Source organism: Aeromonas dhakensis, from assembly GCF_000820305.1.
In the GTDB taxonomy this organism is placed as follows: Bacteria; Pseudomonadota; Gammaproteobacteria; order Enterobacterales; family Aeromonadaceae; genus Aeromonas; species Aeromonas dhakensis.
Map to the genome: position 1 here is coordinate 64811 of NZ_CDBH01000018.1, position 17544 is coordinate 82354.

Consider the following 17544-nt stretch of genomic DNA (forward strand, 5'->3'; position numbering starts at 1 on the left):
GTGGTAACGACGTGCCGATGGGAGGGCGTTGTCATTCAATATGACAGCGAGCCGGTTTTTTGAGCAATCACATAACACGGATTGCTTAATTCTTCCTTAAGTTTTGCCGGTTAGGCTGTCGGTTTGCTGTGATTGTTGATATTCATCACATTATTAAAAATGTCTGAAAATATCGCATTTGGCGTTTTCAACACACTGTTAATATCCGGCGCCAAATATCGGCGTGTCGACTCCGGAACGGGTATTTCAAGGTGTAATAAAGAAGTGTAACAGGGAGATATACATGCCTTCTTTTCTTAGAATAAGAATTGTTCCATTTGTGTTTTTGCTGGCATTCATCTTTGCCTTCTTGCTGAACTGGCCAGTATTGCTGCATTTTTATGAAATATTGACGCAGCTTGAACATTTTAAAATCGGGTTTGCCATCTCTATTCCCATCGTGCTGGTTGCGGCATTGAACTTTGTCTTCATGCCATTTTCTGTACGTTATTTAATCAAGCCTTTCTTTGCTTTTCTGTTTATCACGGGTGCCATTGCCAGCTACACCATGATGAAATACAAGGTGCTGTTTGATGGCGACATGATCCAGAACATCTTTGAGACCAACCAGAGCGAGGCGCACTCCTATCTGAGCGTGCCCATCGTGATCTGGGTATTGCTGGCCGGGGTACTGCCAGCGGTGCTGCTGTTCTTCGTCAAGATAGAGTATCCGGCCAGATGGTATCAGGGGCTGCTGCAGCGCGGGCTCTCCATGCTGGCCTCCCTCGTGGTGCTGGGGCTCATCGCCGCGGCCTACTACCAGGACTACGCCTCGGTCGGGCGCAACAACCAGACCCTGAACCGGGAGATAGTGCCGGCCAACTACATGTACAGCACCGCCAGGTATCTGCAGAAACGCTATCTGACAGAGCCGGTGCCGTTCCAGCGCCTGGGCGACGACGCCAAGCGGGTGGCCGGTGCGGACAAGCCGACCATGATGTTCCTGGTGGTGGGGGAGACGGCGCGCGGCAAGAACTTCTCCATGAACGGCTATCACAAGGAGACCAACCCCTTCACCAGCAAGCAGGCGGGGATCATCTCCTTCAACGACGTGCGCTCCTGCGGCACGGCGACCGCGGTCTCGGTGCCCTGCATGTTCTCCAACATGGGGCGCAACCAGTTCGACGGCAACCAGGCCCGCAACAGCGAAGGGCTGCTGGACGTGCTGCAAAAGAGCGGCGTCTCCATCTTCTGGAAGGAGAACGACGGCGGCTGCAAGGGGGTGTGCGATCGGGTGCCCAACATGGTGGTCAACCCCAAGGATCACCCCAAGTTCTGCGACAAGAACACCTGTTATGACGAGGTGGTGCTGGAGGGGCTGGATGACGAACTGGCGGGCATGAAGGGGGACAAGCTGGTGGGTTTCCACCTCATCGGCAGCCATGGGCCGACCTATTACAAGCGTTATCCGGGCTCGCACCGCCACTTCCTGCCGGATTGCCAGCGCAGCGACATCGAGAACTGCACCGATCAGGAGCTGGAGAATACCTATGACAACACCATTCGCTACACCGATTATGTGATTGCCAGCATGATCGAGCGCTTGAAAAAGTACGAGGACAAATACAATACGGCGCTGGTCTATATTTCCGACCACGGTGAGTCACTGGGGGCATTGGGACTTTATCTGCACGGCACCCCTTATAAATTTGCGCCGGATGATCAGACCCGGGTCCCCATGCAGGTGTGGATGTCATCGGGTTTTGCCAAAGAGAAGGGGATGAACCTCGACTGTTTGCAGCAGAAGGCGGCCAATACCCGTTATTCTCACGACAACCTGTTCTCCTCCATGTTGGGGATCTGGGATGTGAATACGGCCGTGTATGAACAGCCGCTGGATATCTTCAGCCAGTGTCGCAGCGTGCAATAACGCCATAGCGATATAAAGGGGAGCCAGGCTCCCCTTTTTTATTTTAGCGCGCCACTATGATGATTCTTTGAGCGACTTGCCGCACCAACCAGATGGGGCGGGCGGATCCCTTTATCTGGTGTATGATATTTCTGTTTATTAATTGTTCAGAGCGATGGCGGGATGCGGGCCTGTGTCGCCGGGGAATTAATCCGGCCAGGGCTGAGTAATTTATTTTCACGGCGAGACTCGTCTTTTGCAAAAGAGTCGATATAAAGTGGGATGCCATGCTGGGGCGTGCTGGTTTGCCGGATGATCAGGTCGTCACGCTCACCTTCCCGGCTCGCCCGTCATGGCGCATCACACAGCAGTCAAAGAGCAAGAGGCGAGTATGTGCCAGGGGCACTGCCCGCCTCGGTGCAATGTTCAGCAACATGACGCAGGCAGCCATCAGCCGCGTCGGTAGGGATTGGCAATGCGGCGTCATCTGTTTATCTGGTTAGGCCCGTTATGTAGCTTGTTGTTGTTGGGGGCGGCGCTGGTCGTCCTCTATCGTTTGACCCACCTCTGGCACTGGCACGACATCCGGCTGGCCATCTGGTCTTTGCCGCTGCCGCTGTTGGGGGGTGCCCTGTTGCTGACCCTGCTCAGCTATGGCTGTCTCTGCTGCTACGACATGCTGGCGGTGCACGCCCTCGGCAAGCGGCTGCCCTGGCAGCAGGTGGGAGTCACCTCGTTTATCGCCTACACCTTCTCCAATACCCTGGGTTTCGCCCTGCTGACCGGCTCGTCGGTGCGCTATCGCATCTACTCGGCCCTCGGGCTCAACACCGGGGAGGTGGCCAGGATCATCCTCTTCTGCTCGGTGACCTTCTTCCTCGGCCTGCTGGCCTGGGGGGGCTCTGCCCTGTTGGTGGGGCAGGCCACCACCCTGTTGCCGGACTGGCCGCTGTGGGCCGATCAGCTGCTCAACCTGGCGGGGGGGCTGGCGCTCTTGGCGGTGCTTGGCTACCTGTTCTGGCCAAAGCCCGTGCTGGTCTGGCGTGGCCATGAGCTGGTATTGCCGATATTCAGAACCCGGTTGCTGCAACTGCTGGTGGCGCTGCTGGACTGGATGGCCGCTGCCGCCGTGCTCTATGTGCTGCTGCCGGCAGACAGCGTCTCCTATCCGGTGCTGCTCAGTGCCTTCGTGCTGGCCAGCTTCCTCGGGGTGTTGGCCCATGTGCCCGGCGGGATCGGGGTGTTCGAGGCGAGCATGAGCCTGCTGCTGGCCAAGTACCTGCCGGTGGACAAGCTCTTGGCCTCCCTGCTGCTCTATCGCTGCATCTACTATGTGCTGCCCTTTTTGTGCGCCCTGCTGCTGTTCACCAGTCAGGAGCTGCTGCAACAGAAGGCGCGCTGGAGCCGGTTGCAGGGCATCATGAGCGCGGTGCGCGAGTTCCTGCCGGCCCTCATCAGCCTGGGGGCGTTCGCGGCGGGCAGCCTGCTGCTCTGCTCCGGGATGATCCCCACCATGCGCGGGCGCATCGAGATGTTCCTGCAGGTATTGCCGTTGCACCTGCTGGAGCTCTCCCATGTGCTGGGCAGCGTCAGTGGCGTGCTGCTGATCCTGCTGGCCCGCAGCCTCTACCGGCGCCACGATGCGGCGTTTCGCATCACCCAGCTGCTGCTGGGGCTGGGGATGATCTTCTCCCTGCTCAAGGGGTTCGACTGGGAGTCGGCCCTGCTGCTCGGGCTGTTCCTGCTCATCATCACCCCCTGTCGCTCACTGTTCTATCGCAAGGGCTCCCTGCTGCACGCCCAGTTCACCCCGGGCTGGCTCATCTCGGTGGGGGCCGTGCTGCTGGGGGCGCTCTGGCTGCTGCTCTTCTCCTACCGCCAGGTGGAGTATGACCACGCCCTCTGGTTCCACTTCTCGCCCCATGGCGCCGCCTCCCGCGGGCTGCGGGCCATGGGCAGCGTGGTGGCGGTGCTGGCCGTGGTCGGGGTGGCCCAGCTGCTGGCGCCGCTGCGGGTCTCCGGGCGCAAGCCGGAGCCGGACGAGCTGGCCCGTGCCCATGCCCTGGTGCTGCGCGAGGGGGGTGGCCACGGTTACCTGGCCCAGCTTGGCGACAAGTCGCTGCTGTTTCACCCCGGCGGCGAGGCGTTTCTGATGTACGGCGTCGAGGGCAACGGCTGGATCGTGATGGGGGATCCCATCGGTCAGCCTGAGCTTATCGAGGAGCTGCTCTGGCAGTTTCGCGAGCTGTGCGATCAGCACGATGCCAGCCCGGTGTTCTACCAGGTGTCGGCCCGCTACCTGCCGCTCTATCTGGAGCTGGGGCTGATCCCGTTCAAGCTGGGGGAGGAAGCCATCGTCGATCTGGCGGCCTTCGAGCTGGCCGGCAGCCGGCTGCGCAACCTGCGTCAGAGCCATGCCAAGGGCAAGCGGGAGGGGTTGTCGTTCGAGGTGGTGGCGCCGGAGTGCGTGCCTGCGCTGCTGCCCCGCCTCAAGGAGGTGTCGGACACCTGGCTGCAGAGCAAGCAGGGCAAGGAGAAGGGCTTCTCGGTGGGCAGTTTCGAGCCGGCCTATCTCAGTCTGAGCCCGGCCGCCCTGGTGTGGCACGAGGGGCAGATCGTCGGCTTTGCCAACCTCTGGGTCAGCGACAACAAGGCGAGCCTCTCCATCGACCTGATGCGCTACAGCCTGGACACGGGCACGGCCCCCATCATGGATTTCCTGTTCGTCGAGCTGCTGCTGTGGGGCAAGGGCGAGGGCTACGCCAGCTTCAACCTCGGCATGGCGCCCATGTCCGGCTTCAACGATCACCCCCTGAGCGGTTACTGGACCAAGCTTGGCAACACCATCTTCACCCGGGGCAGCCGTTTCTACAATTTTCAGGGGCTCAGGCGCTACAAGGAGAAGTTCTCGCCGGACTGGGAGCCGCGCTACCTGCTCTGCGCCAGCAAGCTGGTGTTGCCGCGGGTGCTGACCAACCTGATCTCCCTGATCAGCCGAGGCCCGTTCGGGCTCATCAAAAAGTAGGAGTCGTTCATGAGGATCCTGTTATTGCTGCTGGCGTGCTGCGCCTTCTCGCTCTCGGCCGCGCCGGTGAAAGAAGATCTCGGGTTGGTGGAGCTGCCGGTGGCGCAAGCCTCGAGTGCCCCCATGGTGGTGTTTCTGAGCGGTGATGGCGGCTGGGCCGCGCTGGACAAGGGGCTCAGCGCCCAGTTGCAGCAGCACGGCATGCCGGTGGTGGGCTGGAGCTCGCTCACCTACTACTGGAAGAAGAAAGATCCAGAGCAGGTCACCGCCGATCTGGTGCGGATCCTGGACGATTACCAGTCCCGCTGGGGGCGCCAGCGCTGGCTGCTGGTGGGCTTCTCCTTCGGGGCGGAAATCGTGCCCTTCGTCATCAACCGGCTGCCCGAACCCTACCGCAAGAGCCTGATCGGAGCCGTGATGCTCTCCCCCTCGACCGCCTCCGACTTCGAGATCCACGTCAGCGACATGGTGACCCGCGACAAGGCGGGCAGCTATCCCACCCAGCCCGAGGTCAACGCCATTCACTCCCTGCCGATGCTCTGCCTGCAGGGGGCGGCAGACGACTCGCCGGTACGGCTCTGCCCCCACTTGCAGCAGCCCAACGTGACTACTGTGACCCTGCCGGGATCCCACCATTTCGAGGATGACTACCCTGTGCTGTACCAGGCCATCGCCAGCCATCTCCGCCTGCAGTAAGTGTGAACGCGGGTAGAAAAACTTGATGTAAATCAAAGTTCATTCCCTATCAGGCCGGATTGTGCGTAGCCGGCCTGTTTCTTTTTGATTTCGCCTTTACAGGCGTGGATTGCTTCCCAACACTCTACTGAGAAATAAAACAGTAGAGGGGGCTGCATGCGCGAACAAAGAGCTCATCTAATTGATCAGGAAGTGGATTTCGCCGCTGATGAACAGCTGGTGTCCACCACGGATCTGCGGGGCGTGATCACCTACGCCAATGACAACTTCTGCCGGGTCGCCGGTTACAGCCGAGCCGAGCTGGTGGGGCAGCACCACAACATGGTGCGCCACCCCGACATGCCCAAGGCGGCATTTGCCGACCTGTGGGGCAAGCTCAAGCAGGGCCAACCATGGCGCGGCATGGTGAAGAATCGCTGCCAGGATGGTCGCTACTACTGGGTGGATGCCTATGTCACCCCCATCTTCGAGCAGGGCAAGATCAGCGGCTACCAGTCGGTGCGCTGCCGCGCCGATCCTCAAATGAAGCAGATCGCCGCTCGCACCTATGCGCGGCTGCGGGCGGCGGAACAGGGCGGTGGCAGGCCCAGAATTTCACTGGCGCGGCTGCGCCACGGGGTGGCGGTGGCCGGGCTGCTGGCACTGGGTTGGCTCGGCACAGTAGAACTGGGCGGCTGGGCCGCTCTTTACATGGCGCTGCCGCTGATCTTGCTGGGGTTGCTCTATCGTCACGAGCTCATCACCACCCCCCGTTACCTGCAGCAACTGGCCGGTGAGTATGACAGCCTGACCCGCCTCATCTACTCGGGGCAGGAGCCGAGCGCCATCGCCGACTTTCACATCAAGCTGCTGCAGGCCCGTATTCGCACCGTGCTTGGCCGGGTGGACGACGCCACGCACTCGTTGCAGGATCTGGCGGTACATCTGAAGAGCGCCTCCAGCGAGGCGAGCTCGGACATCGCCGAGCAGGATGCCCAGACCCAGCAGATGGCGACCGCCATCACAGAGATGGCGAGCACGGCGCAGGAGATTGCCCGCAACATCCAGGATACCAACAGCCAGATCGCCGAGGCCAAGGCTCACTGCCAGCACACGGATCAGCAGTTGATCGAGACCGAGCACAAGATCACCGATCTGGCGAAGGAGGCGGAGCACGCCTTTGCCTCGGCGGTGGCGCTGGCCAGCGAGTCGGATCGCATCGGGGTGCTGATGGGGGAAATCCAGGGCATCGCCGATCAGACCAACCTGCTGGCGCTCAACGCCTCCATCGAGGCGGCCCGGGCCGGCGAGCAGGGGCGCGGCTTTGCGGTGGTGGCGGACGAGGTGCGCACCCTGTCTACCCGCACCCACAAGGCCACCGAACAGATCCAGGGCAGCATCGGCCAGATCCAGCGCACCCTGAACGGCTGGAAAGGGATGATGCAGAACAACCTGCAACAGACCCAGGCCTGCGTGGAGATGACCCGGATGGGGTCGGACAGCCTGCATCAGGTGCTGGCGGAGATCGAGCTGGTGATGGACTTCTCGGCCCAGATCTCGGCGGCGGCGGAGCAGCAGCAGGCGGTGGTGGAGGACATCAGCCAGAACGTCAACCTCATCTCCCAGCACTCCCACGCCAACAGCAACAAGATGCAGGACGTGGACGAGTCGAGCGAGATCCTGCTGACCAAGGCCAGACAGCTCAAATCCCTGGGGCAGACCTTCGGCTAGCCGGCGCCTGTCATCAACAAGAGAACAAGGCCACCCACGGGTGGCCTTGTTCTGTCAGGCGTGTCGATCAGGCAGTGGCCTGGCTCAGCGGGTTTCCCTTGTCGTGGTACATGGCGCGGTCGGCCTGGATCAACCACTGCTCGGGACGCCAGCCCGGCTGGTACTGGCTGATGCCGACGCTGATGCCGACCGACAGCGGGACTCCCTCCACCTCGAATGGCGGCTGCATGGTGGCCCTGATCTGCTCGGCGATGGCGTCAGCCTGCGCCTGATCATGGTCCGGCAACAGCAACACGAACTCGTCGCCGGCCAGCCTGGCGAAGAAGTGCTGCGGCCCGAGGCTGCGGCTGATCCGCTCCGCCAGTTGGCAGAGGAGGGCATCGCCGTGGCTGTGGCCGAAGTTGTCGTTGACCTGCTTGAAGTCGTTGAGATCGCAAAACAGCAGGCAGCCTGGCGCCGGCCCCTTGACCTGGGCGTCGAGCCGCTCCATAAGGCTCAGCCGGTTGGGCAGGTTGGTGAGGGGGTCGCGGCGGGCCAGCTGCCAGATCTCCTCTTCCCGCTGACGGCGCAGGGCAATTTCGCGGTTGAGCCGCTGGTTGCACATCAATAGATAGAGGGCCAGCAGCAGGATCAGCACGCTGGCCGCCAGGCTCAACAGGAACCAGGGGCGCCAGAAGATCCACTGCTCGGAGGGGGCCTGATAGAGAAAGTCGCTCAAGGAGACCGGCTTTGACACCAACCCGATCTCCACCAGCTGCTGCATGATATGGGCCATGCGGTCAGGATTCATATACCCGATCTCCACATAGAGCGGCTGGATCATCTCCTTGCTCACCTGCAGCTCGTACTCCATGTGGGCCTGACTGCGGTTGACGCCATACTCCTTGCGCAGCAGGGCGATGGCCTCCTGCGGGTGGGCCAGGGCGTAGCGCCAGCCGGCCAGGCTGGCGGCCCGAAAGCGGGCCACCCGATCCGGATGAGCATGCTCCTGGGCCTGGGTGGTGAACAGGATGTCGCTGTAGAAATCGATGCCGTAGTTGCGCGGATTGATGACGGAGACGGGGATGCCGCGTTCCTCCAGATAGAAGGGCTCGTTGCTGAGGTAGGCGTTGAAGATGTCGACCCGTCCCTGGATGAGATCCTCGATGTTGACCGAGGTGGGCAGCGGGATGAGCTGACGCTCGCTCAGCCCCTGATAGAAGAGGGTGGCCAGCAGTTCGGCGTCCTGATGGGCCGAAAACATCATGATCCGTTTGCCACGCATGTCATCAACGGTGAGAATGCCGCTGTCACGGCGGGCCAGAAAGATGGACGGCGAGTGCTGATAGACGCTGGCGAGCGCCAGCAGCGGCTTGCCGTTGGCATAGCTGGTCAGCACCTCGGTGTTGCCGACCCCGAAGTCGGCTCGTCCACTCAGCACCTCTTCTACCGGGCTGATGCCCTTGCCGCCGGGCCGTATCTCGACGTCCAGCCCTGCACTGGCATAGAAGCCCTTGGCCTTGGCCATGTGATAGCCAACGAACTGGGGCTGGTGCAGCCAGCGCAACTGGAGCACCACCCGCTCCGGGGCTTCAAGGGGGGATTCGCTGGCCCGCAGGGGAACAGCATGGCTGATACCGATCAGCAGCAGCCAAAGCAAGCATCTCTTCATCCGTGCGAGTCTTGTTCTGAGTGTTCATGGGGTGCGACCCCGCAGGGTCATCTTCTTGTAATTAAAAACATTCTAAAGGGTTATTGATGTACCGGATACTAGCGCAGCACAAAGATTTCATGGTTATCAACAAGGGACCCGGGCTCGGCATGCACGACGAGACCGACGAGTCCGGTCTGCTCCATCCTGGCCTGGTCAGCCGGGTCAAGGCCGACACGGGTCTGCTGCTCTATCCGGTGCATCGGCTCGACAAGATGACCTCCGGGCTGGTGCTGCTGGCCCGCACCACCGAGGCCAACCGGGCCCTCAGCATGGCCTTTGCCGCGCGGGAGGTGAGCAAGCAGTATCTGGCCCTCTCCGATCGCAAGCCCAAGAAGAAGCAGGGCTGGGTGAAGGGGGACATGCAGAAGGGACGGGGCGGTAGCTGGATGCTGGCGCGCAGCCATGACAACCCGGCCATCAGCTGGTTCGACTCCGTGTCGGTACGCGAGGGGCTGCGCCTTTATCGCATCAAGCCTCAAACCGGCAAGACTCACCAGATCCGGGTGGCCTTGAAGAGCGTGGGAGCGCCGATCCTCGGGGATGAGCGCTACGGCGGCACGGCGGCCGATCGCGGCTATCTGCACGCCTGGCGCCTCGCGTTCACCCTGGCGGGGGAGGCGTTCGATTTCGTCTGTCCGCCCGACGAAGGCACGCTGTTTGTGCTGCCCGAGTTGCATGCCGCCATCGCGGGGTTGGCCGAATGAAGGGGGCAACAGTACCAGGAGTGCCGGATCTGCCCGCCAGCGGCTGGATCCTAGCGGATTTTGACGACACCCTGGCGCCGGATGACAGCCATGCCGGGCTGCTGCGCTTCATCCTGCGTCGCCGCATCTGGCCGCTGCTGCTGTGGCCTGTGATGGCGATGGGGGGGCTGGTCTATCTGCTGCCAAGCCAGCGCAGGCGCGGCATTTCACTGATCTGGTGGGCCATCACCCTTGGGCTGTCGCCGCTAGGGTGGCGCCGTATGGTGCGGGCCTATTGCCGCACCCGACCTGGGCTGTTTCGTGAGGCGCGCGCCCTGTTGCTGGCCGAAGGGCAGCGCTGCTGGGTGCTCTCCGCCAGCCCCCGCGCCCTGGTGCGGGGTCAGCTCCATCAGCAGCTGCCCGGCCAGCTGCCCCATCGCATTTTGGGGTCGCGGATGCACTATCGCCTCGGCGGCCTGATGCCGCGTTTTTACTGTCACGGCCGCCACAAGATCCTGCCCGGGATCCAGGCCCTCGGTGCCACCCTGGCCCTGAGCGACAGCCTGCACGACTTGCCACTGCTGGCTGAGGGGCAGGCGGCCTGGCTCATCAACCCCACCCCGGCGCGGCTGCAACGCGCGCGGCAGTCACTGTCCCGCATCGAGCCCAGATACTGGTCCCTGTAAGGCAAAACTGACAGCCTTGTGGGTCGCCACCGAGCGCGCCACAAGGCTGCGGCTTCAATGTCACAATCTATTTACATCTTTTGGCGCCGCCCCCCGCCAAACTATCTGAACGCCGCCTCTTTTCTTCCGCTACGCCCCTGCCTCTAATGAAACAAGTTGTTAACAACGCCGGTGGCAGCTGCCCGCAGCGCCCCGGTGTGACCCGTTTCGTTATCAGTCAATCGCAAGGAGCGCATCATGACGACCACTTCTTCTGCCCGTACTCACACCATCAACCCGCTCGGTACCGATGGTTTCGAATTCGTCGAGTACACGGCGCCCGATGCCAAGGGCATTGCCGCCCTCAAGGCGCTGTTCGTCTCGCTGGGCTTTGCCGAGGTGGCCAAGCACAAGCACAAGCAGTGCTGGCTCTATCGCCAGGGGGACATCAACTTCGTGGTCAATGCCGAGCCCCACTCCCAGGCCGAGCAGTTTGCCAGCCTGCACGGGCCGAGTGTCTGCGGCATGGCGTTTCGGGTGAGCGATGCCGGCAAGGCCCAGCAGTACGCCATCGCCAAGGGCGCCAAGCCGTTTGTCGGCAAGATTGGCCCCATGGAGCTCAACATCCCCGCCATCTACGGCATCGGCGAGAGCACCCTCTCCTTTGTCGACCGCTACGGCGACAAGGGCTCCATCTATGATGTGGACTTCATCTTCTATCCGGACTGGCAGGCGCGCATGGCCGAGGTGGATGCAGGGCTCTACGAGATTGACCACCTGACCCACAACGTGCAGCGCGGCAACATGGATGTCTGGTCCAATTTCTACGAGCGGATCGGCAACTTTCGGGAGATCCGCTATTTCGACATCGAGGGCAAGCTGACCGGGCTCCATTCCCGCGCCATGACTGCCCCTTGCGGCAAAATTCGCATCCCCATCAACGAATCCTCCGACGACAAGTCCCAGATTGAAGAGTACCTGCGTCAGTACAAGGGGGAGGGGATCCAGCACATCGCCATGGCGTCGAGCGACATCTACCACACCATCCGCACCCTGCGCGGCCGTGGCACCGGCTTCATGCCGACCCCGGACACCTACTACGAGAAGGTGGACAGCCGGGTCGAGGGGCACCAGGAGGATCTGGCGGCGCTCAAAGAGCTGCGCATCCTCATCGACGGCTCTCCCACCAAGGACGGCATCCTGCTGCAGATCTTCACCGACACCGTCATCGGCCCGGTGTTCTTCGAGATCATCCAGCGCAAGGGCAACGAAGGCTTTGGCGAGGGCAACTTCCAGGCACTGTTCGAATCCATCGAGCTGGATCAGATCCGTCGCGGGGTGCTCAATGATGCGTAACGAAAGCCGCCACGCGCAGGTTGTCGGTCAGGCAAGGGAGGTTGGCAATGCGTAACTGGATTAACTTTCCCCACCGGGAGGGGACCCACTCCCGCCAGGCTCATGCCGACCTGCCCGAGCAGGCCATCTATGAGCGTGAACTGGGCCGCTCCGGCTTTTTCGGGCCGGCCACCCACATGCACCACAAGCATGCCCCCACCGACTGGATCAACTGGGAGGGGCCGCTGCGGCCACGGCTGTTTGACCTTAATGCCCTCGGCGAGGAGGTGAGTTCCCTCTCCCCCTGGGTGATGCCGGATATTCTGAGCAACCCCCACTGCCGCTACCGCATCTGGCGCCTGCATGAGCCCATGCTGTTTCTGGTGCGCAACGCCGATGGCGACGAGCTCCTGTTCATCCACGAGGGGAGCGGCGAGTTTTACTGCGACTATGGTCACCTGACCCTGCGGGACGGCGACTACCTGGTGATCCCCCGCGGCACCATGTGGCGCATCGAGCCGACGGCCCCCCTCTTCATCCTGATGATCGAGGCGACCAACGACAGCTACCAGCTGCCGGACAAGGGGCTGGTGGGCAATCACGCCATCTTCGACCCGGCGGCGCTTGACGTGCCGGCCATCAACGAGCGCTTCCTGGCCCAGCAGGATGAGAATCCCTGGTCGCTGCAGGTCAAGCGTCACGACCAGGTGTCGGTCATCACCTGGCCGTTCAATCCGCTGGATGCGCAAGGGTGGCACGGGGACTTGTGCGTGGTGCGCCTCAACTGGCGGGACATCCGCCCACTGATGAGCCACCGCTACCACCTGCCGCCGTCGGCTCACTCCACCTTCGTGGCGAGCCGGTTCGTGGTCTGCACCTTCGTGCCGCGCCCCATCGAGAGCGATCCCGGCGCCCTCAAAGTGCCCTTCTACCACAGCAACGATGACTACGACGAGGTGCTCTTCTACCACGCCGGGGATTTCTTCAGTCGGGACAACATAGAGCGGGGCATGGTCACCTTCCATCCCGCCGGATTTACCCACGGTCCCCATCCCAAGGCGTTTGCGGCGGGTCAGGCCTACGCCAAGAAGTTCACCGACGAGGTGGCGGTGATGCTCGATACCCGCGATGCGCTCAACGTCGGCAGCCTGTGTGACGGGGTGGAGAACCCGCGTTACGTCACCAGCTGGTTGCGCCCGGAACTCACACCCGCCACCAACGGCAAATAAAAGGAATCCCTATGAAACTGGCAACCCTGAACAATGGCAAACGGGACGGCGCCCTGGTGGTGGTGAGTCGCGATCTGAGCCGCGCGGTGCGCGTGCCGCACCTTGCCGCCACCCTGCAGGCGGCCCTCGACGAGTGGGCCGAGCTTGCGCCCAAGCTGACCGCCGTCTATCAGCAGCTCAATGATGGCGCCTGCCCTGACGCCTTCCCGTTCGACGAGACGGCCTGTCTCTCCCCGCTGCCGCGCGCCTACCAGTGGGCCGACGGCAGCGCCTACGTCAACCACGTGGAGCTGGTGCGCAAGGCGCGCGGCGCCGAGATGCCGGAAAGCTTCTGGCACGATCCCCTGATGTATCAGGGGGGCTCGGACAGCTTCCTGCCGCCGCGGGGTGCCATCCCGATGGGGTCGGAGGAGTGGGGCATCGATTTCGAGTCGGAGATCGCCGTCATCACCGACGACGTGCCGATGGGCATCAGCCCGCAGGCCGCCGCCAGCCACATCAAGCTGCTGATGCTGGTCAACGACGTGAGCCTGCGCAACCTCATCCCGGGCGAGCTTGCCAAGGGCTTTGGCTTCTTTCAGTCCAAGCCCTCCAGCAGCTTCTCGCCGCTGGCCATCACCCCGGACGAGCTGGGGGATGACTGGCGCGATGGCAAGGTGCATCTGCCCCTCGAGACCCACCTCAATGGCGCCCTGTTCGGGGCCCCCGACGCCGGGGTGGACATGACCTTCAACTTTTATGAGCTGATCGCCCACGCCGCCAAGACTCGGCCGCTCGGGGCGGGCTGCATCATCGGCTCGGGCACCGTCTCCAACTACGACAGAAGCCGCGGCTCATCCTGCCTCGCCGAGCTGCGAATGCTGGAAATTATCGAGTCAGGTCAAGCCACTACACCCTTTCTGCGCTTTGGTGATACAGTGTCCATCGCGATGCAGGATCGCAACGGGATGAGTCTGTTTGGCACCATTTTGCAGCGGGTCACGCCGGCAGAGGCCAGTCAGACGAAGTGAAGGGGCCGGCATGGACACGAGGCCGACGGGTGAGCGGCAGGTGTCCATGCACCTGTCAACACAGGGACAAAGTATGTTGCAGTTGTTTGGATATTGGCGTTCATCGGCAAGTTATCGGGTGCGGATCGTGATGCAGCTCAAGGGGCTCGACTACGAGCAGCATCCGGTCAATCTGCGGCAGGGCGAGCAGCGCGAGAAGGCCTATCGCCGGCTCAATCCCCAGGGGCTGGTGCCGTTTCTGGTGGATGGCGAGGTGCAGGTGGGTCAGTCGGTGGCCATCATGGAGTACCTCGACGAAACTTACCCCGCCCACCCACTGATGCCGTCCGCCCCCGAGGAGCGTGCCCGGGTACGCCAGATCGTCAACATGATTGCCTGCGACATCCATCCCCTCAACAACCTGCGGGTGCTCAATTACCTGGGAGAGCACCTCAGGGCGGGCAAGGAGCAGGAAGCGGCCTGGTATCGCCACTGGATTGACGAAACCTTCAGCGCGCTGGAGCAACTGTTGATGACCACCGCCGGCATCTATTGCGTCGGCAACGAGGTGACCCTGGCGGACTGCATGCTGGTGCCCCAGGTCTACAACGCCCGCCGCTACGACATGTCGCTGGAAGACTATCCCACCATCAACCGCATCGTCGCCAACTGCGAGCAGTTGCAGGCCTTTATCAAGGCCGCCCCCGCCAATCAGCCGGATGCCCAGCCCTGAGGCTGCGCCTCCCTGCCAGGTTCCAATTATCGAGCCCCGCACCGTCAGCCGACCGTGCGGGGCTTTCATATCAGGGGCGCGCTAGCCGCGGGTGGGCTTGGGCTGGAAATAGGCGATGAACTTGCCGAATTTCTCCCCGTCGTAGCTGTCCCCCTTCTCCAGCAGCCCGGTGTTGAAGGATTCGAGCAGCTTGCCCTTGCCATCCAGCACGTAGAAGTGGGGCACCCCCAGGTACTCGGGATAATCTTTGAGGAAGGATTCGTTCTTGTTCTGCTTGCTGACGTTCACCTTGACCACCACGAAGGTGCGGTTGAACTGGCCGGCGAGAGCGGGCTCCCGGTCCAGAAAGTGGTTCATCTCCTGGCACCAGCTGCACCACTCGCCCCCGACCAGCAGCAGGACTTTCTTGCCCTCTGCACTGGCCTTGGCGGTGGCGGCGGCGAGATCGCGGGCCGGATCCCGCTGCTCGTCATAGCCCTGGCTGTAATCGGGCAGGGTCTGGCTCCAGAGGTGGTCGGCGCTGTACACCTCGCCATGAAACAGGGCGGTGCCAAGCACAAGCGGCAATAGCAGTCGGTTCATCACGTGCTCCTTGTGTTGTTGTGGTTGCTTCCAAGCCGCAACAATGTGACACGAGCGAGCCCGGCCGCCAAGGGCGAGATGGGCCCTTGTTATGCAAAAAGCGGGAATGGGTCGACGGGAAAAACAAAGCCCCTCGCAGGAGGGGCTTGGCATTCAGGCAAGGGTGGTCGCCGGCAGATCAGTAACCCTGCTGGTGCACGTCCATCACGGCGCGACCGGACGGGTCGGCCATCTCCTTGAACTTGGCATCCCATTCCAGCGCAGTCGGGGTGGAGCAGGCGACCGACTTGCCGTAGGGCACGGTGCGGGCGGCGGACTCCAGCGGGAAGTGCTCGTCAAAGATGGCGCGGTAGAAGTAGGCCTCCTTGGTGAGCGGGGTGTTGACGGGGAAGCGGAAGGCCGCCGCCTCGAACATCTGATCCGTCACTTCCTGCTCGACCATGGCTTTCAGGCTGTCGATCCACGAATAGCCTACGCCGTCGGAGAACTGCTCCTTCTGACGCCACGCCACTTCATGGGGCAGCAGATCCTCGAACGCTTCACGCAGGATGTGCTTCTCGATCTTGCCCTTGCCGCACATCTTGTCGGCGGGGTTGAGGCGCATCGCCACGTCCATGAACTCCTTGTCGAGGAAGGGCACGCGACCCTCCACGCCCCAGGCGGCCATGGACTTGTTGGCCCGCAGGCAGTCATAGAGGTGCAGGGCAGACAGCTTGCGTACCGTCTCCTCGTGGAACTCTTTAGCGTTCGGCGCCTTGTGGAAGTAGAGGTAGCCGCCAAACAGCTCGTCAGAGCCCTCGCCCGAGAGCACCATCTTGATGCCCATGGCCTTGATGTAGCGCGCCATCAGGTACATGGGGGTGGAGGCGCGGATGGTGGTGACGTCATAGGTCTCGAGGTGATAGATGACGTCCCGCAGGGCATCCAGACCTTCCTGCACCGTGAAGTGGATCTGGTGGTGGATGGTGCCGAGGTGATCGGCCACCTTGCGGGCGGCGGCGAGATCCGGCGAGCCTTCCAGGCCGACGGCGAAGGAGTGCAGCTGGGGCCACCAGGCTTCGCTCTTGCCATCGTCTTCTACCCGGCGGGCGGCGTAGAGCTTGGTGATGGCGGAGATGACGGACGAATCCAGACCGCCGGAGAGCAGCACGCCGTAGGGCACGTCACACATCAGCTGGCGCTTGACCGCCGCTTCCAGTGCGGCCTTGAGCTCGGCTCTGTCGCTCTGGTTGTGCTCGACCGCACCGTATTCCATCCAGTCGCGTTTGTACCAAGTTTTAAGCTCGCCATCCTTGCTCCACAGGTAGTGTCCCGGCGGGAAGGTTTCGACGCTCTTGCAGACCGGTACCAGCGCCTTCATCTCGGAAGCGACGTAGAAGTTGCCGTGCTCGTCGCGACCGGTATAGAGGGGGATGATCCCCATGTGGTCGCGGCCAATCAGGTAGGCATCCTGCTCGGCGTCATAGAGGATGAAGGCGAAGATGCCGTTCAGGTCATCCAGGAAGGCGGGGCCCTTCTCCTTGTAGAGGGCCAGCAGCACCTCGCAGTCGGAGTGGGTCTGGAACTGGAAGTCGACCTTGAGGTTCTTCTCCAGCTCCTTATGGTTGTAGATCTCGCCGTTGACGGCCAACACATGGGTGCGCTCGGGGTTGTAGAGCGGCTGGGCGCCGTTGCCCGGATCGACGATGGCCAGGCGCTCGTGCACCAGAATGGCTTTGTCGGAGCTGTAGACGCCGGACCAGTCAGGACCGCGGTGACGCAATCGCTTGGACATCTCCAGCGCCGATTTGCGCAGCGCGGCCGCATCGGATTTGATGTCCAGAATGCCGAAAATAGAACACATTGGCGGTAATCCTCTTGATTTTTATATGAGCCCCCCACGTTCGGGCTCGAAATTCCATTTACATTCCTCGCCAATCACAATGCCTAGTGCAAAAACCTTTTGCAAGCGGGAAAACCGCAGAAAATCATGCCGTAAGCGTCAAGCCGACAGGGGAGTGCGGCGACCCGTCCGGCCGCCGGAAAAAAGAAGGAAGGTTGACGTGAACGTCAGCTGGCAGGCTCGAAGATCACATAGAGCTTGCGGCAGGGGGTGAGGGTCTCCCACTGCCCGACAAAGCCGGCGGGAATGACGAACTGATCGCCGGGCTTGAGGGGCAGCCTGCCGCCCTGGCTGTCGTGGATCACCGCCTCGCCCTCCAGCAGCTGGCAGTATTCATGCTCGGTATAGTGGATGGCCCAGCGGCCGGGCTCGCAGCTCCAGAAGCCGACGTGGAACTGCTGGCTCGGATCTGAGTAGTGGTTCCAAACCGTCTG

At 62.2% G+C, this 17544-nt stretch carries 14 protein-coding genes; 10 read left to right on the forward strand and 4 right to left on the reverse strand.

Annotated features, from left to right (window positions below; all coding sequences use genetic code 11):
- Positions 1–283: 283 nt before the first annotated feature.
- From BN1143_RS02265 to BN1143_RS02280, 4 genes are all read left to right on the forward strand, one after another.
- A complete protein-coding gene (locus BN1143_RS02265) occupies positions 284–1909 on the forward strand; it encodes an MCR-3-related phosphoethanolamine--lipid A transferase (RefSeq protein WP_042049508.1) in 1626 nt (541 codons plus the stop codon).
- Between the two features lie 454 nt (positions 1910–2363).
- Entirely contained in the window at positions 2364–4913 is a 2550-nt protein-coding gene (gene mprF, locus BN1143_RS02270; protein ID WP_042049510.1) for a bifunctional lysylphosphatidylglycerol flippase/synthetase MprF, read from the forward strand.
- A gap of 9 nt (positions 4914–4922) precedes the next feature.
- Complete coding sequence (locus BN1143_RS02275) at positions 4923–5609, forward strand: AcvB/VirJ family lysyl-phosphatidylglycerol hydrolase (RefSeq protein WP_042049512.1); 687 nt, start codon at positions 4923–4925, stop codon at positions 5607–5609.
- Between the two features lie 156 nt (positions 5610–5765).
- Positions 5766–7319: a methyl-accepting chemotaxis protein gene (locus BN1143_RS02280; protein WP_042049513.1), complete on the forward strand. Its 1554-nt coding sequence runs from the start codon at positions 5766–5768 to the stop codon at positions 7317–7319.
- A 67-nt stretch (positions 7320–7386) separates the two neighbouring features.
- Here BN1143_RS02280 and BN1143_RS02285 read toward each other — a convergent pair whose 3' ends face one another.
- Complete coding sequence (locus tag BN1143_RS02285; RefSeq protein ID WP_042049514.1) at positions 7387–8970, reverse strand: GGDEF domain-containing protein; 1584 nt, start codon at positions 8968–8970, stop codon at positions 7387–7389.
- Positions 8971–9056: 86 nt separating this feature from the next.
- Between BN1143_RS02285 and BN1143_RS02290 the strand changes: the two genes are divergently transcribed.
- The 6 genes from BN1143_RS02290 to maiA all read left to right on the forward strand — a co-directional run bounded on the left by BN1143_RS02290 (position 9057) and on the right by maiA (position 14646).
- On the forward strand, positions 9057–9716 hold the full coding sequence (locus tag BN1143_RS02290; RefSeq protein WP_042049515.1) for a TIGR01621 family pseudouridine synthase: 660 nt from the start codon (positions 9057–9059) through the stop codon (positions 9714–9716).
- Entirely contained in the window at positions 9713–10381 is a 669-nt protein-coding gene (locus BN1143_RS02295) for an HAD family hydrolase (RefSeq protein ID WP_042049517.1), read from the forward strand. The genes BN1143_RS02290 and BN1143_RS02295 overlap by 4 nt, the downstream gene beginning before the upstream one ends.
- 237 nt (positions 10382–10618) lie before the next feature.
- Positions 10619–11716 (forward strand): 4-hydroxyphenylpyruvate dioxygenase, encoded by a 1098-nt coding sequence (hppD, locus tag BN1143_RS02300; RefSeq protein ID WP_042049519.1) that lies wholly within the window; start codon positions 10619–10621, stop codon positions 11714–11716.
- 47 nt (positions 11717–11763) lie between these two features.
- A complete protein-coding gene (locus BN1143_RS02305) occupies positions 11764–12924 on the forward strand; it encodes a homogentisate 1,2-dioxygenase (RefSeq protein ID WP_042049520.1) in 1161 nt (386 codons plus the stop codon).
- Positions 12925–12935: 11 nt separating this feature from the next.
- Positions 12936–13934: a fumarylacetoacetate hydrolase family protein gene (locus BN1143_RS02310; protein WP_042049521.1), complete on the forward strand. Its 999-nt coding sequence runs from the start codon at positions 12936–12938 to the stop codon at positions 13932–13934.
- Between the two features lie 73 nt (positions 13935–14007).
- Positions 14008–14646, forward strand: a complete 639-nt coding sequence (maiA, locus tag BN1143_RS02315) for a maleylacetoacetate isomerase (protein WP_041203201.1) — start codon at positions 14008–14010, stop codon at positions 14644–14646.
- Between the two features lie 81 nt (positions 14647–14727).
- On the opposite strand, the gene BN1143_RS02320 is transcribed toward maiA, so the two are convergent.
- The 3 genes from BN1143_RS02320 to BN1143_RS02330 form a co-directional block, all read right to left on the reverse strand.
- Complete coding sequence (locus BN1143_RS02320) at positions 14728–15228, reverse strand: thioredoxin family protein (protein WP_042049522.1); 501 nt, start codon at positions 15226–15228, stop codon at positions 14728–14730.
- A gap of 178 nt (positions 15229–15406) precedes the next feature.
- Complete coding sequence (asnB, locus tag BN1143_RS02325; RefSeq protein ID WP_042049524.1) at positions 15407–17071, reverse strand: asparagine synthase B; 1665 nt, start codon at positions 17069–17071, stop codon at positions 15407–15409.
- A 206-nt stretch (positions 17072–17277) separates the two neighbouring features.
- A partial coding sequence (locus tag BN1143_RS02330) for a cupin domain-containing protein (RefSeq protein WP_042049526.1) occupies positions 17278–17544 on the reverse strand: 267 nt, incomplete at its 5' end.